Below are 20,523 nucleotides of genomic sequence, written 5' to 3' on the forward strand. Positions count from 1 at the left end.
CTCTCTCCTTAACCGAGTTTCAATTTGTCGATGCCGATCAGGCGATCATAGAGCCAGTACAGCACCAGAACCCCGACCAGAAGCATGGTCGCCAGAGCCGCCGCCATGGACCAATTCGCCTTGGTCATGTGGAACTGCACCATGTTCGAGAAAAGCTGACCATCCGCACCGCCGACCAACGCCGGGGTGATGTAGTAGCCAACCGCGAGGATAAAGACCAAGAGCACGCCAGCCCCAATGCCGGGGATGGTCTGTGGCAGATAAATACGCCGGAAGGTCGTCCAGCTCGTCGCGCCAAGGCTACGGGCCGCGCGGGTGTAACTCGGCGGGATCACACGCATCACGGAATAGAGCGGCAACACCATGAAGGGCAACAGGATATGCACCATGGCAATAATCGTGCCGGTCTGGTTGTAGATCATCTGAATACGGCCATCGTCACCAATGATGCCAAGCGACACAAGGATGCTGTTGATCACGCCTTGGCCTTGCAACAGCACAATCCAACTTGTCGTTCGCACCAGAAGCGAGGTCCAGAATGGCAACAGCACGAGGATCATCAACAGGTTGGCCCTGGCCATCGGCAGGGTTGCCAGCAAATGCGCGACCGGGAAAGCCAAGAGCAGGCAGATCGCCGTGATGACCGCAGCAACAACAAAGGTTTTGATGTAGAGCTTGACGTAAATGCGTTGGTTCTCATTCACTTTGACGAGTTTGCCCTCCGCATCGCGTTCACGGTCAAAGGCGATGGTGTAAAAATCCAACGTCCAAGGGTTGGAGGCGGTCCGCATCGCATTCCAGACACGCGGGTCTTGCCAATCCTCATCAATATCAAGCAGCGCAGCCATATAAGGCGGCTCAAAATCCGCGGCCTTGCGCGCCGATTTGGTAAAGAGCGAGCGCGTGCCAGACACAACATAGTTGATCCGAGTGCCGGCATCCCCCGCCATACGCGTTTCTTTCATCAGGTTGAGATCTGAGGCCAAAGCCGCATAGGCCGCCTCATCGGGCACTGTCCCTTTTGGGTTGGCCGCGAACCATGCCGTGAGTGCTGGGGCGGTCTGGGAAAAACCGTCATTGTACACCGAGCGCTGCAACATCTGGCCAATGGGCACGGCGAATGTAATCATAATGAATGCGAGCAACGGTAGGACCAGAAAGAAGGCACGGCGTTTGGCCCGCGCCTGTGCCGTGGCCAAAGCGGCCTTGAGTGGGCGCCCGTCCGCGGTGGTCAACTGAGAAGCGACGTCAGACATCCTTTTTCCTATCTTGCTTTATGCGCCAAAGCGGCGCGCCATTTTGGGGCCACTTGTTGACGTCCGAGTCAGAACACGGTGCGGCGAAAGAGCTCAAAGCACTTTCGCCGGTTTGCCGGAGAACGAGGGGAAAGACGCCCTCCGGCAAGGTTTCGATCCGGTGTCGGATCAGTTGGACAGAAGCCATGCGTTGAAACGCTCGCCCAGCTCGGTCTCACGGTCGACCCAGAAATCAGCAGAAGAGGCCAACGCGTTGGTCATGTTCGCCGGGTAGGTCGGCAGGTTCGGCGCCATCGGAATGTCGGTGCCGTTGACATTGCCCACAAGCGGCGCCGCAGATTTACGCGGCGTGCCGTAGGAGATGCGTTCGGAGAAGCGAGCGGAAGAGGCGCTGGAGGTCGCGAATTTGATGTACTCCATTGCAGCCTCTGCGTTCGGGGCACCTTCGGGGATCACGTAACCTTCCCACTCAAACACCTGACCGTCCCAGAGCACTTCGAAAGGTTTGCCTTCGTTCACGGCGGCGTTGAAGATCCGGCCGTTGTAGGACATGGTCATCACCACTTCGCCATCGGCCAAAAGCTGCGGCGGCTGTGCGCCGGCTTCCCAATAGATCGCGTCATTCTTGATGGTGTCGAGTTTCGCGAACGCGCGATCCACACCTTCGTCGGTGTCGAGCAAGTCATAGACCTCATCGGCAGGCACGCCATCGGCCATCAGCGCCATTTCCAGAACCACTTTCGGGCTTTTCAAAACGCCGCGTTTGCCGGGGAATTTCTCGATGTCAAAGAAATCGGCGATGGAGGTCGGAGCAGCACCCTGTGCGTATTGCGACGCGTCAAACGCAACGGCGGTGGCATAGATGTCGTTCGGCACCATGCATTCGCTCAGCGTGCCTTCGAGGAAATCGTCCATCGCCGGGGTGCCATCGACCCCATCAGGCAGCATCGAGGCCTCAATCGGCATCAATTGACCTTCGTCACACAGACGCACAGCATCGGAAACCAGGAACAGCGCCACGTCGGTGGTCACGTTGCCCGCATCCACTTGGGCTTTCACCGGAGTGGCGGGATTGTCGGCGTCGACGGACACAATACCAATGCCAGTTTCTGCGGTGAAGGGTTTGTAATACGCCTCGGTTTCCGCCGCAGAATAAGACCCACCCCAGCTCATGATGGTGATGTCATCGGCCAGTGCCGGAAGCGCAAGGCCACCAAGCGCCGTGGTCAGCGCGAAAAGAGTCTTCTTGTTCATTTTTCTCTCCATGTTGGATCGGGACTTTCGCGCGGTTCAAGCCGCGCGTCTCTTGCCTCGCTCCGGTTTGACCGAAGCGAAGAAAACTCAGATCATGTCCAGCGCGCGTGCATCGAGGGGATTCCAACCAATGCGAATACGTTGGCCGGGAGACAACGGAACCTGGTCAATGGTGTTGCGGCATTTCAAGACGAACTCATCATGGCCCGCCACCTTCATGCGGGTGCGCAAAATGTCCCCCATGTAAATCACTTCGAGCACTTCCGCGTCGATGGTGTGAGATCCTTCGGGGATCAGTTCGGGTTTGAATTCAACACGTTCCGGACGAATGGACACCAAAGTCTTTTCGCCTTTTGCGCGGACATTCACCGCTGTCGCATGAATCCGTTCGCCATTCTCAAGACACACAACGGCACGGTCGCCGTTCAGCTCTTCGATCACGCCGGGCAGCTTGTTGTTTTCGCCGATGAAACCCGCAACAAAACTGTTGTCCGGGCGCTCATAGAGTTCTGCCGGTGGTGCGAGCTGTTGAATGCGGCCATCGTTGAACACCGCGACGCGATCCGACATGGTCAACGCCTCGCCTTGGTCGTGGGTCACATAGACGACGGTGATGCCGAGGCTCTCGTGCAGGTGTTTGATCTCGAATTGCATATGTTCGCGCAACTGCTTGTCGAGGGCGCCGAGCGGTTCGTCCATCAGCACCAGCTTGGGGTCAAACACCAAAGCGCGGGCCAATGCGATCCGTTGTTGCTGACCGCCCGAAAGCTGGGCCGGGCGGCGATTGGCAAAGGCCCCCATCTGCACCATATCAAGCGCGCGTTTGACCTTTGTCTCACGCTCGGATTTGCCCATGCCACGCACTTCAAGCGGAAAGGCAAGGTTTTCACCCACCGTCATATGCGGGAAAAGCGCGTAGTTCTGGAACACCATACCGATGCCGCGTTTGTGCGGCGGCACCTGATTGATCGGCTGACCATCGAGGCGGATCTCGCCATGGGTCGCCGTTTCAAACCCGGCCAACATCATCAGACAGGTGGTTTTGCCACTGCCTGACGGTCCAAGCATGGTCAGGAACTCGCCCTTGGCCAGTTGCAGGTTGAGGTCTTTCACCACGAGGGTTTCGCCATCGTAGCTTTTCTGTACATGTTCGAAAGACACGAACGCATTGTCGCTTGATGCAACCATGACCCAAACTCTCCCCGAGTTTTTTATTGTTGAGCCGTGCTGAGCCAATGAGACCCGCCGGCGAAGATTGGGGTGAGTATTGGAAGATGGAAATTGCACAGGGAGTAGATATGCGTCACAATAACGGTATCATCACGACAATTGGCGAAGAGACGTCCCAGCATGTCTTAAAAGAGATGTATTTTTGAGCAAATACGTCGCTTTTAAGAGCAGCCAAGCCCAACCGTGCAGCTAAATTTTAATTTTCCACGAACGACGATTGGCGAAAAGACTGGGGCGTATCACCGTAACGGCGCCGAAACATGCGACTCAAATGCGAAGAATCGCAGAAACCACAGTCCACAGCGATCTGTGCAACCGACTTTTGCGTCTTCTCGACCAAGTGCTTGGCAAAATCCAATCGCATGTCGAGAAAAGCCGCCTGTGGTGACGTGTTCAGGGCCAAACGAAAGTGGCGTTCAATCTGGCGTTTGCTGTTGCCCATCCGTAGCGCGACGTCCTGAACCGAGATCGGCGTGTCGATGTTTTGCTGCATCAACAACAGTGCACGCTGGACAATCGGGTCCTGTGTTTTGAGATCAAGCGGCAGACCCGGCTGTGGTTTTTCCGCCTGAAGCGCATCGTCGATGATCATAATATGCAGGCTTTTGCTGGCCTGTGAGCGGCCAACATGTTTGTCCACCAAATAGGCCGCCAAATGCGCCGAACTCACCCCACCCGAACAGGTCAGGCGGTCGCGATCGACCACGAAAATCTGATCCGCGACAGGGCTAAGACCTTCGAATTGCTCTAGAAAATCAGAATGATGAAACCAGCTCACGCAACAGCGATAGCCGTTGAGCAACCCGACCTGGTGCAGGAAAAAGGCACCGGTGCACACCCCGACCAACGGAATGCCCGCATCGGCGGCCTGATGCAGAAAACGGTGATAGGCCTGCCCCAAACTGGGGGTTTCATCCATCAGCCCCCCACCACGACGATATAATCGAACCGCCGCGGATCGCCCAAACGCTCCTTCGGCTGGACCGTGATGCCAGAGCTCGATTGCACAGGGTCCATCGTGTCGGACAACACAGTCCAGTCACAGAGAATCGGACGGCTGCGATCTCCATCATCGGCGGCAAGACGCAGCACATCGACGAAATTGGCAAAGGCACAGAGCGTAAAGCGGCGCGCAAGGATAAAACCGACGGACAGGCGCGGTCCCTCGCCTCTCGCCTTGAGCGCACGCAAGTTTGTTGTGCGCGGTGGCGAAACTGAGTCTTGTGAAGACGGAGTCGTCATCTTTGTCTCTCCAAACAGGAAACCCCATATATCTGTCGTAGCGATAATCTCGCTTTGACGCAAACATTCTATTTTTCGACGCAAAAAGTCGTCATGTTGCTCCTTACGATGCCGTAATCCGGGTCTCTTGGTGAAAAACGACAGGTGATGTCGGGAGGGCAGGTCAACAGGATCGCAAACAACCGCTGACACTGGCGGTCTGTCCGAACGTTTGCGAACACCGCTGCACCTGCGCTCCAAAGATAGCCAAAGATCTGGTGATCGGCATGGCAAACCCGGCCAGACTGGGAACGCCACCGGGAGCATCGCTTCGGCACCCTGCTCCCCAATCTTGGAAATAATTCAAAGGCCTCGCCATAGGTGAGGGCCACCCCGAAGACTTTGCTTTTCGGGCCGACAGAAGAGGGAAACATGAAAGTACTCGTTCCTGTAAAACGGGTGGTCGATTATAATGTGAAAATCCGCGTCAAAGCGGACAATTCCGGTGTCGACCTCGCCAATGTCAAAATGTCCATGAACCCCTTTGACGAGATTGCCGTCGAAGAGGCCGTGCGTCTGAAAGAAGCGGGCAAGGCGGATGAAATCATCGCCGTATCCGTTGGTCCGGCACAGGCCCAAGACGTGTTGCGCACCGCGCTCGCCATGGGTGCCGACCGTGCCATTCTGATCACCGTCGACGGCCCTGTTGAGCCGCTCACCGTCGCAAAACTCCTCAAAGGTGTTGTGGCGGACGTGGCCCCCGAATTGGTGATCCTCGGCAAACAGGCAATCGACGACGACGCCAATCAAACCGGCCAGATGCTCTCTGCTCTTCTCGGCTGGTCGCAGGCCACATTTGCCTCCGAGATCGAGCTGGGCGATGGCTCCGCGAAAGTCACCCGCGAGGTCGACGACGGCCTTCAGGCCATTGAGGTCAAACTCCCCGCCATTGTGACCGCCGATCTGCGTCTCAATGAGCCGCGCTATGCCTCTTTGCCGAACATCATGAAGGCCAAGAAAAAGCCGCTCGAGACAAAAGACCCCGGCGATTATGGCGTCACAGTCAAGCATCGGTTGAACGTGTTGCGCGTCGAAGAGCCGACGCAACGCGACGCGGGGATCAAAGTGTCCTCTGCCGCCGAGCTGATCGACAAGCTCAAAAACGAAGCCAACGTCATCTGACCCAGAGGGACCTTTCAACATGGCTATTCTTCTTTTCGCAGAACATGACAATGCGAGCCTGTCGGAGCAAACCGCAAAGGCTCTGACGGCTGCATCCCAAATCGGCGGCGACGTCGATATTTTGATCGCGGGCAAAGGTGCGTCTGCCGCCGCCGAAGCCGCGGCAAAACTAACCGGCGTGCGCAAGGTCTTGTTGGCCGAAAGCGAGGCGCTCGAACAGCGTCTGGCCGAAGCCGCCGCAGCGCTCATCGTTTCGCTTGCACCTGAGTATGACACCGTTCTGGCCCCGGCCACGACCAACGGCAAAAACGTGCTGCCGCGCGTCGCGGCTCTGCTTGACGTGATGCAGGTGTCCGAGGTCACCGAAGTGGTGTCCGCCGACACGTTCAAACGTCCAATCTATGCTGGCAACGCCATCGAAGTCGTGCAATCCACGGATGCGACCAAGGTTCTGACCGTGCGCACCGCAGGCTTTGCCGCCACAACGGACGGCGGCTCCGCAGAGGTCAGCTCCATCGACGCGCCCTCAGAGGGCAGCGATTTGTCCTCCTTCATCAAGAACATCCAGACGGAAAGCGATCGCCCGGAACTGAACTCCGCCAAGATCATCGTGTCCGGCGGCCGTGCTCTTGGGTCTGAAGAGAAATTCAACGAGGTCATCACACCTTTGGCCGACAAACTCGGTGCCGCTGTGGGGGCGTCCCGCGCCGCTGTGGATGCGGGCTATGCGGCGAACGATCTTCAGGTTGGTCAAACCGGCAAGGTTGTCGCCCCCGATCTCTACATTGCCTGCGGCATTTCCGGTGCAATCCAGCACCTCGCAGGGATGAAAGATTCGAAAATCATCGTGGCGATCAACACCGATGAAGACGCCCCAATTTTCCAAGTGGCGGATTATGGCATCGTTGGCGATCTCTTCGACATCCTGCCCGAGCTTGAGCGTCAACTGTGACGCGCGCCTCTCAGACATTTATGAACGGAACCACACATATGAGCTCCAATTCCTACATTCTGCGCGTCGCCTGTGACGACCAGCCGGGCATCGTTGCCGCCATCAGTGCGGCCATGTCCTCCCGCGGGGCAAACCTCGCTGAATCCAACCAGTTCTGGGATCGCAAGACGAACAAATTCTTCCTGCGCATGTCCTGCCTTTTCCCCGAGTCTGTCACCAAGGACAGTGTTGAACTGGCCCTGAAACCGGCGGTTGATCGGTTCAGCCTCAAACTCAAGGTCGAGGATGAGACCCGCAAGCCGAAGATCATCATCATGGTGTCGAAATTCGACCACGCGATGCTGCACCTTTTGTACCAGATCAAAACTGGTTGGCTTGACGCCGAAGTGGCGGCCATCGTGTCCAACCACGAAGACGCCCGCAAAGTCGCCGAACAGGAAGGCATTCCCTTCCATTGCTGGCCGGTGAACAAAGAGAACAAGACCGAGCAGGAAGATAAACTTGCCGCTCTCGTTCAGGAAACCGGGGCCGAACTGGTGATCCTTGCACGCTACATGCAGGTGATTTCCAACGAGCTGTCCAACCAGCTCTTTGGCATGATCATCAACATTCACCATTCCTTCTTGCCGTCCTTCAAAGGCGCGAAGCCCTATCACCAAGCCTATGACCGTGGCGTCAAACTCATCGGGGCGACCGCGCATTATGTGACGCCAGATCTTGATGAAGGCCCGATCATCGAACAGGAAACCGAACGCGTCACCCACACCATGTCCGCCGAGGATTTCGTCGCAACTGGTCGCGACATCGAATCCCGCGTTCTGGCCCGTGCGGTGAAATATCACCTCGAAGGTCGTGTCATGATGAATGACAACCGCACCGTCGTCTTCACTCCGTAATCCCTGTCCGGGAGGGGGCCGGCACGCCGGTCCCTTTTTGACTTTTCAAGGAGGTGCGTCCATGACGGCACATATTATCGACGGAAAAGCCTTTGCCGCAGGTCTCGGGGATCGGATTGCTGCAGGAGCGGCTGCATTCGCTGACAAGACAGGCCGCGCGCCCGGTCTTGCGGTTGTTCTGGTCGGCTCTGACCCGGCCAGTGAAATCTATGTCCGCAGCAAAGGCCTGATGGCCCGCAAGCTCGGCATGGAAAGTTTCGAACATAGCCTGCCCGCAGAGACCACGCAGGATACACTGATGTCGCTCATCGCGGAATTGAACGCCAATGAGGCCGTGGACGGCATTCTCGTTCAGCTCCCCCTGCCCGACCACCTCGACAGCCTTCAGGTGATCGAAGCGATTGACCCGGCCAAAGATGTCGACGGCCTGCATCCTCTGAGCGCGGGCTATCTGGCCTCGGGTCTGCCCGGTCTCGTGTCCTGCACGCCATTGGGCTGTCTGATGCTGCTCAAGGATCAGCTTGGGTCTCTCTGCGGGCTTGATGCGATTGTTGTCGGGCGCTCGATCCTCGTCGGCAAACCGATGGCTCAGCTTTTGTTGGCGGAAAACTGCACCGTGACCATGGCGCATTCACGCACGGCTGATCTGGCGGAAAAAGTCGGCAAGGCCGATATCGTCGTGGCCGCTGTCGGTCGCGCCGAAATGATCAAAGGCGACTGGATCAAAGACGGCGCCACTGTGATCGACGTCGGCACCAGCCGCGTCATCCGCGATGGGAAAAAGTACCTCGTGGGGGATGTCGACTTTGCCGCCGCGTCTGAAAAAGCCCGTGCCATCACGCCTGTTCCGGGTGGCGTCGGTCCGATGACCATCATGACGCTGATGCACAACACGCTGATCGCCGCTTACCGGCGCAAGACTTATCCAGTTCCGGAGTTGGGTGCATGACGCCCTGCGACGATATGAAGATCGGCACAGATTCTGGCCGCGCGACGGGTGTATCCCGTCGCGCGGCTCTTGTCGGTTTCGGGGCCGACCCTTTCCCCCGTGAATCCCGGCGCAATTTCCCCGCGCTTTCCACAGACAAGCACCTCGAAAAGAAGGATTGAGAGATATGTCTTCGTTCCCCAACAGGGCCAAAGTTGTCATCGTCGGTCTCGGCGGTATCGTCGGCGCCTCCGTCGCGCATCATCTCATTGAAAACGGCTGGGATGATATTGTCGGCATCGACAAATCCGCCGTTCCCACAGACATCGGGTCGACCGGCCACGCGTCGGATTTCTGTTTCGCCACCAGCCACGATCTATTGTCCACATGGAGCACCATGTACTCGATGGATTTCTACGAGAAGATGGGCCGTTACTCCCGCATCGGTGGGATCGAAGTGTGCCGCAAAGGCGATGACGATCGTCTGACCGAGCTCAAGCGTCGCTGCGACAGTGGTCGTGCGTTCGGCTCCAACGTCCGCATGATCACCGCCGCAGAAGCGAAAGAGAAATTCCCACTTCTCGAAGAAGACCAGATCGAATGTGCCATGTGGGACCCGGATGCCGGTCTCGTGGTGCCGCGCTCCCAGGCCGTCGCAGGCGAATTGATCGACGCCGCCGAGAAAAGCGGCAAGCTCAAGGTGTTCGCCAACACCCCAGCTCTGGAGCTGATCACCGAGAACGGCCGCGTCACTGGTGTGAAAACCCACCGTGGCACGATCATGGCCGATTACGTTGTGGTCTGTGCTGGTCTCTGGGGCCGTTTGATTGCCGAAATGGCGGGCGAAGACCTTCCGGTCATGCCGGTCGACCACCCGCTGACCTTCTTCGGACCTTACGATGAATTTGCCGGTACTGGTCTTGAAATTGGCCGTCCGCTGCTGCGCGATCAGGGCAACTCCGCCTATATGCGTGACACGGGCGATCCCGCGACCACCGAGGGTGGTCAGATGGAATGGGGCTACTATTACGAGAAAGACGTGCGCATGGTGCATCCGCGCGACATTCTTGAAAAAGAAGAGGCCCGCATGGGTCCGTCCATGCGCGACCTGAGCCTTGAGGACGTGATCGAGCCGCTTGAGAAAGCCATGGAGCTGACCCCGATCCTTGCCGAACTTGGTTTCAACGAAGCTCACTCGTTCAATGGCCTCTTGCAAACCACCACCGATGGCGGTCCGTCGATGGGCGAAAGCCGCAAGCTGCGCGGCCTGTGGTACGCCGTTGCGATCTGGGTCAAAGACGGTCCCGGCATGGGCAAACTTATCGCCGACTGGATGACCAAGGGCCGCACGGATGTCGACCACAACGGCATCGACTACGCGCGTTTCAACGACTACCAACTGACCGAAGACTACATCTGGGGTCGTTGCGAGGAAACCGCTGCGAAAATCTACAACCCGCCGGTCCACCCGCGCGAACCGTTCGCGAATGCCCGTGGCATCCGTCGTTCGCCTTTCTATGAGCGCGAAGTCGAACTCGGCGGCTATTTCATGGAACTTGGCGGCTGGGAACGGGCGCACGGTTACGCAGCCAACGAGCATCTTCTCGAAAAATACGCCGATCAGGTGCCTGTGCGTGAAGCCGAATGGGACAACCGTCACTTCTGGCGCGTGTCCAACGCTGAACAGCTTGAGATGAGCGCGGATTGTGGCATGATCAACCTGTCGCACTTCCACATGACCGACATCTCCGGTCCCGATCACGTTGCATTGATGGAATATCTTTGCGCGGCTAAAATCGGTGGTGACAACATGATCGGCAAAGGGATCTACACCCACATGCTCGATGACGAGGGCATGGTGCGCGCCGACTTTACGGTGTTCCGTATGGAAGACCGCTGCCGTCTGGTGAACGGGGCTGACGCCGGTCCGCGTGATCTGATGTATATGAAGCGTATGGCCCAAGATCGCGGTCTCGACGTCACCATCACGGACGTGACCGAGGATTACACAACGGTTGGCATTTGGGGCCCGAACGCGCGTGAGAACCTCAAAAAAGTCGTGACCGATCCCGATATGCTCGACGTGGAGAACTTCCCCTTCGCGGCGATCAAAACGATCGAGATCGCGGGTAAAAAAGTCTCCGCTTTCCGCATCTCTTATGTCGGTGAGCAAGGCTGGGAGCTTCACATGCGCTTTGATGACGGTCTGGCCGTCTGGGACGCGCTGCGGGCTGAGGGTGTTCTGGCCGTGGGGGTCGAAACCTACGCCAACTCGCGTCGTCTGGAGAAATCCCTGCGCCTGCAAAACGCCGATCTGAACACGATGTACAACCTCTACGAGGCTGACCTGTCGCGTCCGAAGGTGAAAGAAGCGGAGTTCCGCGGCAAAGAGAAACACATCGAATACCGTGGGCGCGAGCACCAACCGGCGATGCTGTGTACCCTTGTGATGAAAGAGCACACCGACAGCAATGGCGTGAAACGCTATCCGAACACCACCCTGCCGGTGATGGACCCGGAAACGGGCGAGGTGCTGATCGACGAGCTGGGCCGCCGCTCCTTCACGTCTTCCGTCGCATTCGGTCCGACTGTCGGCAAAAACATCGCGCTGGCCTATCTGCCCTGGGACTATTGTCAGCTCGGGCGTGAGCTCAACGTCACCTATCTTGACGAGACCTATCCGGTTGAAGTCGCAGGTGTCGGCTACGCACCGCTCTATGACCCGGAAAACACCAAACCGCGCAGCTAAGGCGCGGCCGTGGTTAAACATCAAAGGGGCGCTGCGTGCGCCCCTTTTTCATATGGGTGGGGGATCGCCGCGTCGTCCTGACCGTCAGCGTCCTGACCGTCAGGAAAGGGGCACTGGGGCCGCCTGCGCAGCCCCAGCCCGTTGTGGTAAAGCGTTCCGCCTTTCCCGTCTCAGGTGAAAGGCGTGACGCTTTAGTCTTTTATTTTACGCTCTGCATGCAGGCCGCGCGCCACTGCGAAGCACATCAGCAACAACACGACGGTAAACGGCAAGCCTGTCGAGATGACCATGGATTGCAACGATTGCAGCCCGCCCGCACTCAACAACAAGACGATGGCAACAGCCCCTTCAAAGATGCACCAAAAGGCACGCTGTGGAACCGGTGCGTCCACTTTGCCACCTGCCGTGATCGTATCAATGACCAGCGACCCCGAGTCCGATGACGTGACAAAGAACACCACCACCAGAACGATCCCGACGAGCGAGGTGATCGCGCTGAGAGGCAAGACATCCAACATCTTGAAAAGTTTGAGTTCAAGAGAGGCGTCCTGCGCCGCCGTGTACCCATCATTGATCACCTGATAGAGAGCCGTGCCGCCAAAAACGGACATCCACAGCACACAGACCAGCGAGGGGATCAACAAAACGCAGACAACGAATTCGCGCACGGTCCGACCCCGGCTCACACGGGCGATGAACATCCCGACAAAAGGCGACCAGCTGATCCACCAGGCCCAATAAAAGGACGTCCAACCTTGGCTAAAGTTGACATCTTCGCGCCCAATCGGGTTCGACAGCGCCGGAAGATATTCGACATAGGCCATCAGGGAGCTGCCGAAGAGTTTGATGAGATAGGCCGTCGGCCCAATCAACAGAACAAAAACGAGCAGCAAGAACGCCAGACCCATGTTGATTTCTGACAGGATTTTGACACCGCCATCAAGCCCACGAAGCACGGAGACAAGCGCAATTGCCGTGATGCCTGAAATCAATAGCACCTCAGTGGTCGGCCCGACGGGCAGACCGAACAATTCGTTCAGACCCGCATTGGCCTGTGTCGCGCCAAAACCCAGGGATGTTGCCAGCCCGAAAAGCGTTGCGAATACGGCCAACGTGTCAATGACATGGCCAACCCAACCCCAAACCGCATCTCCAAAAATCGGGTAAAAAGCAGATCGGATGGTGAGAGGCAGGCCCTTGTTATAGCTGAACAGCGCCAAAGCCAAAGCCACGACGGCATAAATCGCCCAAGGATGCAGGCCCCAGTGGAAAATCGTTGCAGCCATGCCAAGACGCACCGCATCCGCTTCGTTTCCAGCCGCGGCACCAAGCGGCGCCCAGTCCGTGCGCACACCGTTCTCCATCGCCGTCCCGCCCAAAGAGGACGAGAAATGGCTCATCGGTTCCGAGACACCGTAGAACATCAACCCGATGCCCATACCGGCGGCGAACAGCATCGCAAACCAGCCGATATAACTGTAGTCCGGGGTGGCCTCGGTGCCACCAAGCCGCACGTTGCCCCAGGGCGTTATGATCAGAAGAAGGCAAAAGAGCACAAAGATATTTGCGGCACCGATAAAGAACCAGTCAAAGCCTTTGGTGACTGATGAAAACAACCAGCTAAACACGGCCCCGGACTGTTCCGGCAACGCCAGCGCGTAGAAAACAAAGGCCATGATTGCAAGGCCAGAGACCATAAAAACCGGATTGTGGATGTCGAACCCGAAAGGCCCAAGATTGCCTTCCACATTATCTTGTCCGATTTCGTAATCCGTCTCAATAATTTCAACGTCCCCTTCAGGGGAAGGGATACCTTCTGGTGTAAGGTCCTGAGGTGATTGGTCGGCCATAAAGCCTCCTTTCGTTCCTTTTGGAAGTGGTGATTATTTTGAAGGGGGCTTATTCGCGCACAAGCATGACGGAGATGTCGCTATGTGCCGCAAGATGCGCCCCATGGCCTGACCAAATATAGTCCGTCACATTTGGCACATGTGTGGCCATCACCACGAGATCCGCCCCCAGTGTGGTGATCGCCTTTTCAAGCTCGCGATCTTTTTGAACCGCCGGATCTTGACTGACGATCATATGACTTTCGGTGTTGATGGTATATTTTTTGGCTTCCTGCTCTGCGAATGCTGCAAGTTTTGCTTCGAATTCTTTCGGCGTATGCGCGACCGAACTCGGCATTGGTGTTGTCACACCGATATAGCAAATGCTGGCATTGTGCGCCTGTGCAAGACTTCCGGCCACGCGGAGCGCCTTTTGCAATCTGTCCACATGGGATATGTCGATTGGCACGACTATTTTCTTAAACATTGTCTCTCCTTTATTGCTTGTCATCTCCCCGCATCGGCTAAGCGACACATGCGCCCGATAATCCCCGGGTAACTTCTGCCCGGTACAGGATCAAGGAAACTACCCACCAATGGTGGGCACCCAGAACGGCCGTCATGCAGAACAAGTCTTACATTTTTCAGGCCAATCAGCAAATGAGATGTCAGATAAATTCAAACGCCTGCGCTCTGAGCCCACCGGATAACCTGTGCTCAGGGCATGATCCAAACGCGTACAGTGTTTTGGAAATCCGTCCGATCGGAGGAACAGAAGATGCCGTCAGTTCCCCGCCGCGTCATGGACAAGCGCCTCAGCCAGCGCCATGTCAAGCACCGCATGGGTCACATACCCCCGCGCAAAGCGGCACGCGTGGCGGCGTGTTTGTGCAATCCGCTGACCACCAAAAGCCCAGACATATTGCGCAACGCCACCTGATCGGCACCGATCATCCGCTTGTCCAAATCGCCCAAAACCGGCGCGCCCTGCGCGTCAATGAACCGTCCCGCAATGATGCCCACCGCACCCTTGGCAACATAGTCGGCAATGTCGGTTTTTGTGGCGATGTTGAACTGCACCACATGGGTGTCTTCGGTACAGGGGCTGAGCGAATAAATCGCTTTGTTGCAGTCTTTCAGGTGAGTCAGTTGTTCCGCAATGATCGGCTCGGCGCGCAACTTTTCGGCCAATCCCGCCTCAGAGCAAACCGCAGGGGCGTTCAGGTTGATACATTGCGCCGAAAGCCGTCGTGCGATCTCGGTGGTACAGCTTTCACAGGTCGGCAAAAGCGGATTGGCCAAGGAACCGATGAGCTGACGCACCACCAGATTTTGGATCGGCCACCATGGCACCCGTTCGGAGACAAAGGACACGGTTTGTCCCCAACTCACGCCAAGCGTATCGCCCGGCGCGACAAAATCCGGCAAAAACTGCGCCGCCGCTTCGCAGACCTGCTGCATCGTTTCGACCGCGTTGATCTCTTCGGGCACCACAAAGGCACTCTCAAGACCAAATTTTTCACACAGAGCATCGGCCAATTCATTGACCCGAAAATGCATCCCGGAAATCTTGACCCCCACGATCTGCCGCTCCCGCGCCAGCCGCAGATAGGTCACGACCGTGGGCCGCGACAGGTTCATTTTCTTGGCGATTTCACCCTGATTGAGCCCTTTGATATAATAGAGCCACGCCGTTTCTGCGACGGTGCGATCAGAGGGATGATTGGCGCGGGCCATGGTGGCGTGCTCCTGCGAAAATTGCGGGTCGGCGTAAATTAGACGGACAGAGCGGCGGCGTCAAAGCGCAACACATCCGCCGTGATCTGAATGTCGTCGGCCAAGGGGCGGTCTGGCCGCAGCCCCAGGGTTTCCAGATCGCCGTGATAGCCTTTGACCGCCTCTTCGGGTGAGACTTCGCCATCGGCAACCACCCGCATCCATTGGATCAGGCGACATTGATCTTCGGCTTGATTGATTTTGCGCCCAAACAGCGCCAAGCGTGCGCCATAGCGTTCGGATTGTGCAATCAATTCAAAGGTATCGCGATGGGTTGCGCCCGCCCCACCCAACACACCGACCACCATCGAAGGATCATGCACGGCCAGCTCTTCCATCGCTTTCGGGCCATTATAGGCGACCTTCAAAAACTCGGGGCGCTCAGTGGAGGTCAGGCTCGACATCAGACGAATGATGCAATCGGTGACATAGGCCCCAACTTCGGCCTCGCCCACCGCACCCGGCACATTGGGATTAAACACCTCAAGAAAATGCGCCACACCCGCCGCGCGGGTCTCCCGACGAAAGGCGGCATAGGCCTCCAACGCGCGAGCATCCGCTTCGGTGTCATTGTTAAAGGTCAGCGAATAAAGGCACAAATCCGCCGGAGCAAAGGCCAGATTGGCCCCTCGATACGGGCGCGACGGCGTTTGGGCATAGCCCGCGTGGCGCACATTGGCCCAGACACAGGTGGTTTCATTGGCCCGAAACGCCGGTTGAATGGCCCGCCCATCAAAGGCCCCACTGGTGGCCAAAACGTCCATATTTCCGGCAGAGGTCAGCATGATGTCGACCACATCCTGATCAATCACCTTGCGGATTTGATCGAGGAATTCAGGCCGCGTGCGTGCGCCAACGATATTCCCGTTCGCATCGCGGCGCGGTCCGGTGGCCGGCACCCCGCCGGTGACATCAGCATCCTTGGCATCCGCGATCATGTAGTCGCCTTTGCGGCCCATACCCGCGCGCAGGCGGGCCAGTTTTTCACTATAGCGTGTCGTCGTCATTGGATCAGTCCTTGCGCAGGCTGCGACCCGTTTTCGGGTCAAAAACGTGGATATGGTCGGGGCGAATGGCGAAATGGACGGTGTCGCCGATCGACAGATCGCGAAACCCTTGGGTGACAAAGGAAATTTCGGCCCCGTCCACCTCAGTGATCACCTGGCCTTCGGCCCCCATATTTTCGACCAAAACCACCTCGCCGGTGAGTGCATTGGCACTGCCCGGCGCGCAAAGATCCATACGCGCGGGGCGCAGGCCCAATTCGACCTCTTGGCCTGGTTTCAGGCTTGGAAACTCCGCCTCGGACAGCTGCATGCGGATGCTGCCAGCGCAAGCAATCAGCCCCGCTTCGAGCTTGGCGGTGACAAAATTCATTGCCGGGGTGCCGATGAAATCCGCGACAAAGCGCGAGGCGGGCCGTTCAAAAATCTCGTCCGGCGTGCCCATTTGTTCGATCATCCCGTCGCGCATCAACACGATACGGTCAGCAATGGTCATGGCCTCAAGCTGATCATGAGTCACAAAAATCGTCGTGGTTTTGAGCTTGAGATGCATCCGGCGAATTTCGGTCCGCAGTTTCTCACGCAACTTGGCATCAAGGTTGGACAGCGGTTCGTCAAACAAAAACACCTTTGGCGTTTTGATCATCGCGCGGGCCATGGCGACCCGTTGCTGTTGTCCGCCGGAGAGGTTTTTGGGCCGCCGGTCCAAGAAGTTTTCAAGCCCCAAAACCTCCGCCACCTGTTTGAGACGCGGGGCGATGTCGGCCTTAGATACGCCCTGACGACGCAGGCCAAAGGTGATGTTGTCCGCCACGCTCATATGCGGATAAAGCGCGTAGCTTTGAAACACCATCGCCACGCCGCGCTCGCCCGGAGGCATGTCGGTGACATCGGTGCCACCAATTTCGATACGCCCGCCAGTGACCTCCTCTAACCCCGCAATCATCCGTAACATGGTCGATTTGCCACAGCCGGAGGGGCCGAGAAAGACCACGAACTCATGGTTCGGAATGTCGAGGTTGAGACCGCTGATGACGGGGTGAGCGCCATAGGATTTTACGATGTCGGTACAGTGGATATGTGCCATTGAAGTGTCCTATTTCGGGCCGCTGCGGACCATGGTGTTGAGCAGCCCCATGAGCAGGCCGATGAATACGAGGGGAGGCAAAACAAGAAGAACGGTCGCGGCGTTGATCACGCCCCACGGAACTTCTTTGCCAAGCGATGTGATCGAGGCGGCCACCACCGGAAGCGTGGCGTTTTGGGCGGCCAAAGTGAGCGCCAGCAACAGCTCGTTCCAGACCAGCACAAAGGTAAAGACCAGCGCGCCAAACAACGAGGGTGCGGCCAGCGGCAAGGAAAAGCGCCAAAACACTTCGGCCGGACCACAGCCTTCCATGGCGGCGGCTTCTTCGATGTCATGCGGCACCCGTTCAAATGCCGGCACAGCCAACCAGATCACGGTTGAAATCGTGGTGATCAGATAGACCAAGATCAGGCCAAAGAGCGTGTCATAGATGCCAAGATCAAGGTAGATCACGATGAACGGGATCGCGATGGCGACGGGTGGCATGAAGCGCAGCGAGAGCACAAAGAATTGCACATCATCGCCCCAACGCCGGGCGTGGCGCGCCAAACTATGCGCCGCCGGAATGCCAAGCAAAGCGCCGATCAACACAGAGGCCGAGACCACGATCACCGAATGCATCAACCCATCCCGGATCGTCGGGTTGCGCAGGATGGTGGCAAAATTGTCCAAGGTCGGTTCAAAGATCAGCTTTGGCACCGGGGTGACGATGTCGCGCAACTCTTTGAACGCCCCCAAAACGGTCCACAGGATTGGCCCCAAGGCAACGATAATCAACAGCCCAAGTAGGGCCCGCGTCAGAGTGGTGGAAATCAGTTTGCCCATTTTTTCCCCGCTTTCCAGATGATGGTGAAGGCCACTGTCGTCACGATCAGCAACAGGATGGACATCGCTGAGGCATAGGAAATCCGACCGCCCATATTGATCCCCATTTGATAGGCATAAAGGTCCAGCGTCTCGGTCGCCGTGCCGGGTCCGCCGCCTGTCATCACAAAGATCAAATCAAAGGAGCGCAGGCTTTCGACCGCTTTCACAAGCGCCAAACTGATCAGCGGACCTTTGAGCATCGGCAGAGTGATATAGGCATGGATTTCCCAAGTGCGCGCATTGTCGAGCTTGGCGGCTTCGACCGGGTCGCGCGGCAGGGTTTCCATCAATTTGAGCAGAATGACGGTGAAAAACAGCCCCCATTGCCAGATGTCGACGATGGCCACTGAGACGAGCGCCAAGGACGGATCGGCCAGGAATTCGACGGGGCCGATGCCCACCAGACTGAGCAGATAATTGATCGCCCCCAAGGACGGGGAATAGAGAAACCGCCAGATGAACGCCGCCGCCACGCGCGGTAAAAGCACCGGCACGAGGAAGGCGAAACAGATCAAATTGCGCCAAAGCGGCTTTTTCACCGTCTCAAAGATCAGCACCGCCAAAAGCAGAGCCACAACCAATGTGCCGGTCACTGTCACCAGCTCCCAAAGTGCTGAGATTTCCAACGCATTGAAAAACCGATGATCGCGCAACAGACGCAAAAAGTTATAGGCGCCGACAAATTCGTAATCGGGCGAGCGCAACGTGCGGTTCATAAGCGCGAACCACACCGCCCCGGCAATCGAGACCACTGCCAGCGTGGCCAACAGGCCGATGGCGGGCACGAGCGACAGGATGACGAACCTTTTTCGGGTCATGACATGTCCTTTAAAGCGTTGCGCGGCAAATCTTGGCGCGAAACGCATGTAACCTATTGATGTTGTGTGCGTTTCGGCACTGATCCAATCTGGAGAACATGCCGAAACGCTTTGGGACTAAGGGAACCGCCGCACAGATCTCCTGTGCGGCGGCAAGAGATCGCGTTATTTGACGCGCATCAGGCTTTCTTCGGCGAAAAACGCGGCTTCATCCAAGGCCGCTTGAACATCGTCACGGGTGCCCGCAAAGAGTTCCTCAAGCGTCAGGCCAAGCGTATCCCCGATTTCCGGCCAAACCGGGCTTGCCATGATCAACAGGCTGGTTTTCGGACCCGTGTCCAACAGCGCATCAATGTATTCTTGCGGCACGAGGGCTTTGAACCCGTCGCTTTGCAAGGTGGACACACGGCCAATGTCGGAGGCAATCCCAGCGGCAAGCCGGCTTTGTTCCATCTCTTTCGAGGTGGCCCAGCCAACAAAATCGCCCGCGATTGTTTTGGCACAGTCTTCCGCAGCGCCGGATTTCGACACGGCCCAGCCATGCGACCAGCCCGCAGACGGCAGCGGATCAGGCGGCGGGGCATAGCCGACTTTGCCAACGATGGACGATTTTTCCGGGTCTTCCATCCAGGGGCCAAACACATCGGATTCGATCAAGATCGCCACCTGACCGCCGCGGAATGCCTCAACGGAATCGGACCAGTTGAACGTCGCCACGCCGGGAGGCGAGGACTGCATCATATCCATGTAAACTTCGGTCGCTTTCACCCCCGCCTCAGAGTTGAACGCAGGCATATCCCCGTCAAGCCATTCGCCCCCTTCGGCGCGGAAAAACGGCGTCCAGCGCCACACGTTCATGCCGGAGCCGCGTTGGCCGCGGGCCGACCATCCATAGACACCGCCCTCAGGATCGTTGAGCGCCTTGACCGCTGCGACCAATTCATCAAGCGTTTTCGGCACCGCAATGCCTTTGGCCTCCAACAGGTCCTTGCGGTACATCATGACGTCGCCGCCACCCACAAAAGGCGCGAAATATTGCACGCCATCGACCGTGGCGACATTGCTCAAATCGGTGCGGAAATCGGCCAAATCATAGCTTTCAGGCACCACGTCCGCGAGCGGATAAATCCAGTCGGCGGAGACATATTCGGCCAAATTGGCCTCGTCGATATAGATCACTTGATAGGAGCCGGCCCCAGTGGAGGCATCAAGGCGTGCTTTGGCGCGCCGCTCGTTTTCCCCCAACATGGTGATTTTCACCTCAGTGCCCCATTTGTCATTGAATTCAGACAGATGAGCATCAAGTGCGGTGACTGCGGGCATGCCCTGAGCAATCACATTGAGCGCTGGCAATTCGCCTTTACAGGCCATGCTATCCTGCGCGTAGCCTTGCGTGGCCAGCGCACAGAGCGCGGTTCCAAACAAAAGATGTGTCTTTCGCATTTTCTTTCCTCCCTGGTGTTTCTTTTGAACG

16 protein-coding genes and 1 pseudogene are annotated in these 20,523 nt (G+C 57.4%); 5 read left to right on the plus strand and 12 right to left on the minus strand.

Going from position 1 to position 20,523, the window contains the following annotated elements:
• Positions 1–8: 8 nt before the first annotated feature.
• The 4 genes and pseudogenes from DA792_RS01685 to DA792_RS01700 form a co-directional block, all read right to left on the minus strand.
• Positions 9–1,256: an ABC transporter permease gene (locus tag DA792_RS01685; protein ID WP_107717846.1), complete on the minus strand. Its 1,248-nt coding sequence runs from the start codon at positions 1,254–1,256 to the stop codon at positions 9–11.
• 168 nt (positions 1,257–1,424) lie between these two features.
• Positions 1,425–2,510 (minus strand): ABC transporter substrate-binding protein, encoded by a 1,086-nt coding sequence (locus DA792_RS01690; RefSeq protein WP_107717849.1) that lies wholly within the window; start codon positions 2,508–2,510, stop codon positions 1,425–1,427.
• Between the two features lie 87 nt (positions 2,511–2,597).
• Positions 2,598–3,698, minus strand: coding sequence for an ABC transporter ATP-binding protein (locus DA792_RS01695; RefSeq protein WP_009572627.1), 1,101 nt, complete (start codon positions 3,696–3,698; stop codon positions 2,598–2,600).
• Between the two features lie 238 nt (positions 3,699–3,936).
• Positions 3,937–4,982, minus strand: a pseudogene (locus DA792_RS01700) (GlxA family transcriptional regulator).
• Positions 4,983–5,393: 411 nt separating this feature from the next.
• On the opposite strand from DA792_RS01700, the gene DA792_RS01710 reads away from it, so the two are divergent.
• The 5 genes from DA792_RS01710 (at position 5,394) to DA792_RS01730 (ending at position 11,668) form a co-directional block, all read left to right on the plus strand.
• Positions 5,394–6,143, plus strand: a complete 750-nt coding sequence (locus tag DA792_RS01710) for an electron transfer flavoprotein subunit beta/FixA family protein (RefSeq protein WP_107717853.1) — start codon at positions 5,394–5,396, stop codon at positions 6,141–6,143.
• A 19-nt stretch (positions 6,144–6,162) separates the two neighbouring features.
• Positions 6,163–7,095, plus strand: coding sequence for an electron transfer flavoprotein subunit alpha/FixB family protein (locus DA792_RS01715; RefSeq protein WP_107717855.1), 933 nt, complete (start codon positions 6,163–6,165; stop codon positions 7,093–7,095).
• Between the two features lie 38 nt (positions 7,096–7,133).
• Complete coding sequence (gene purU, locus DA792_RS01720; protein WP_107717857.1) at positions 7,134–7,991, plus strand: formyltetrahydrofolate deformylase; 858 nt, start codon at positions 7,134–7,136, stop codon at positions 7,989–7,991.
• 61 nt (positions 7,992–8,052) lie between these two features.
• Positions 8,053–8,940, plus strand: coding sequence for a bifunctional methylenetetrahydrofolate dehydrogenase/methenyltetrahydrofolate cyclohydrolase FolD (folD, locus tag DA792_RS01725; protein WP_107717859.1), 888 nt, complete (start codon positions 8,053–8,055; stop codon positions 8,938–8,940).
• Positions 8,941–9,106: 166 nt separating this feature from the next.
• Complete coding sequence (locus DA792_RS01730; protein WP_107717861.1) at positions 9,107–11,668, plus strand: GcvT family protein; 2,562 nt, start codon at positions 9,107–9,109, stop codon at positions 11,666–11,668.
• A 191-nt stretch (positions 11,669–11,859) separates the two neighbouring features.
• Here the strand turns inward: DA792_RS01730 and DA792_RS01735 are convergent, their stop codons facing one another.
• The 8 genes from DA792_RS01735 to DA792_RS01770 all read right to left on the minus strand — a co-directional run bounded on the left by DA792_RS01735 (position 11,860) and on the right by DA792_RS01770 (position 20,492).
• Positions 11,860–13,518: a BCCT family transporter gene (locus DA792_RS01735; RefSeq protein WP_107717863.1), complete on the minus strand. Its 1,659-nt coding sequence runs from the start codon at positions 13,516–13,518 to the stop codon at positions 11,860–11,862.
• Between the two features lie 49 nt (positions 13,519–13,567).
• Positions 13,568–13,984, minus strand: coding sequence for a universal stress protein (locus DA792_RS01740; RefSeq protein WP_107717865.1), 417 nt, complete (start codon positions 13,982–13,984; stop codon positions 13,568–13,570).
• 359 nt (positions 13,985–14,343) lie between these two features.
• Positions 14,344–15,234, minus strand: coding sequence for a sugar-binding transcriptional regulator (locus DA792_RS01745; protein WP_254679188.1), 891 nt, complete (start codon positions 15,232–15,234; stop codon positions 14,344–14,346).
• A gap of 38 nt (positions 15,235–15,272) precedes the next feature.
• The gene (locus tag DA792_RS01750; protein ID WP_107717867.1) at positions 15,273–16,280 is read right to left on the minus strand and encodes a hypothetical protein; all 1,008 of its coding nucleotides are present in this window, start codon (positions 16,278–16,280) and stop codon (positions 15,273–15,275) included.
• Between the two features lie 4 nt (positions 16,281–16,284).
• Positions 16,285–17,364, minus strand: a complete 1,080-nt coding sequence (locus tag DA792_RS01755) for an ABC transporter ATP-binding protein (RefSeq protein WP_107717870.1) — start codon at positions 17,362–17,364, stop codon at positions 16,285–16,287.
• Between the two features lie 9 nt (positions 17,365–17,373).
• Positions 17,374–18,189, minus strand: coding sequence for a carbohydrate ABC transporter permease (locus DA792_RS01760; RefSeq protein WP_107717872.1), 816 nt, complete (start codon positions 18,187–18,189; stop codon positions 17,374–17,376).
• Positions 18,177–19,049, minus strand: coding sequence for a carbohydrate ABC transporter permease (locus DA792_RS01765; protein WP_107717874.1), 873 nt, complete (start codon positions 19,047–19,049; stop codon positions 18,177–18,179). Before DA792_RS01765 ends, DA792_RS01760 begins: the two co-directional genes overlap by 13 nt.
• A gap of 165 nt (positions 19,050–19,214) precedes the next feature.
• A complete protein-coding gene (locus tag DA792_RS01770; protein ID WP_107717878.1) occupies positions 19,215–20,492 on the minus strand; it encodes an ABC transporter substrate-binding protein in 1,278 nt (425 codons plus the stop codon).
• Between the last annotated feature and the right edge of the window lie 31 nt (positions 20,493–20,523).

The organism is Celeribacter baekdonensis (assembly GCF_003047105.1).
GTDB lineage: Bacteria > Pseudomonadota > Alphaproteobacteria > Rhodobacterales > Rhodobacteraceae > Celeribacter > Celeribacter baekdonensis_B.

What these genes read in the sequence shown, in the direction of transcription:
- DA792_RS01685 (WP_107717846.1), bottom strand. Translation starts at nt 1,256, where the DNA reads ATGTCTGACGTCGCTTCTCAGTTGACCACCGCGGACGGGCGCCCACTC.
- DA792_RS01690 (WP_107717849.1), bottom strand. Translation starts at nt 2,510, where the DNA reads ATGAACAAGAAGACTCTTTTCGCGCTGACCACGGCGCTTGGTGGCCTT.
- DA792_RS01695 (WP_009572627.1), bottom strand. Translation starts at nt 3,698, where the DNA reads ATGGTTGCATCAAGCGACAATGCGTTCGTGTCTTTCGAACATGTACAG.
- DA792_RS01710 (WP_107717853.1), top strand. Translation starts at nt 5,394, where the DNA reads ATGAAAGTACTCGTTCCTGTAAAACGGGTGGTCGATTATAATGTGAAA.
- DA792_RS01715 (WP_107717855.1), top strand. Translation starts at nt 6,163, where the DNA reads ATGGCTATTCTTCTTTTCGCAGAACATGACAATGCGAGCCTGTCGGAG.
- purU (WP_107717857.1), top strand. Translation starts at nt 7,134, where the DNA reads ATGAGCTCCAATTCCTACATTCTGCGCGTCGCCTGTGACGACCAGCCG.
- folD (WP_107717859.1), top strand. Translation starts at nt 8,053, where the DNA reads ATGACGGCACATATTATCGACGGAAAAGCCTTTGCCGCAGGTCTCGGG.
- DA792_RS01730 (WP_107717861.1), top strand. Translation starts at nt 9,107, where the DNA reads ATGTCTTCGTTCCCCAACAGGGCCAAAGTTGTCATCGTCGGTCTCGGC.
- DA792_RS01735 (WP_107717863.1), bottom strand. Translation starts at nt 13,518, where the DNA reads ATGGCCGACCAATCACCTCAGGACCTTACACCAGAAGGTATCCCTTCC.
- DA792_RS01740 (WP_107717865.1), bottom strand. Translation starts at nt 13,984, where the DNA reads ATGTTTAAGAAAATAGTCGTGCCAATCGACATATCCCATGTGGACAGA.
- DA792_RS01745 (WP_254679188.1), bottom strand. Translation starts at nt 15,234, where the DNA reads ATGGCCCGCGCCAATCATCCCTCTGATCGCACCGTCGCAGAAACGGCG.
- DA792_RS01750 (WP_107717867.1), bottom strand. Translation starts at nt 16,280, where the DNA reads ATGACGACGACACGCTATAGTGAAAAACTGGCCCGCCTGCGCGCGGGT.
- DA792_RS01755 (WP_107717870.1), bottom strand. Translation starts at nt 17,364, where the DNA reads ATGGCACATATCCACTGTACCGACATCGTAAAATCCTATGGCGCTCAC.
- DA792_RS01760 (WP_107717872.1), bottom strand. Translation starts at nt 18,189, where the DNA reads ATGGGCAAACTGATTTCCACCACTCTGACGCGGGCCCTACTTGGGCTG.
- DA792_RS01765 (WP_107717874.1), bottom strand. Translation starts at nt 19,049, where the DNA reads ATGACCCGAAAAAGGTTCGTCATCCTGTCGCTCGTGCCCGCCATCGGC.
- DA792_RS01770 (WP_107717878.1), bottom strand. Translation starts at nt 20,492, where the DNA reads ATGCGAAAGACACATCTTTTGTTTGGAACCGCGCTCTGTGCGCTGGCC.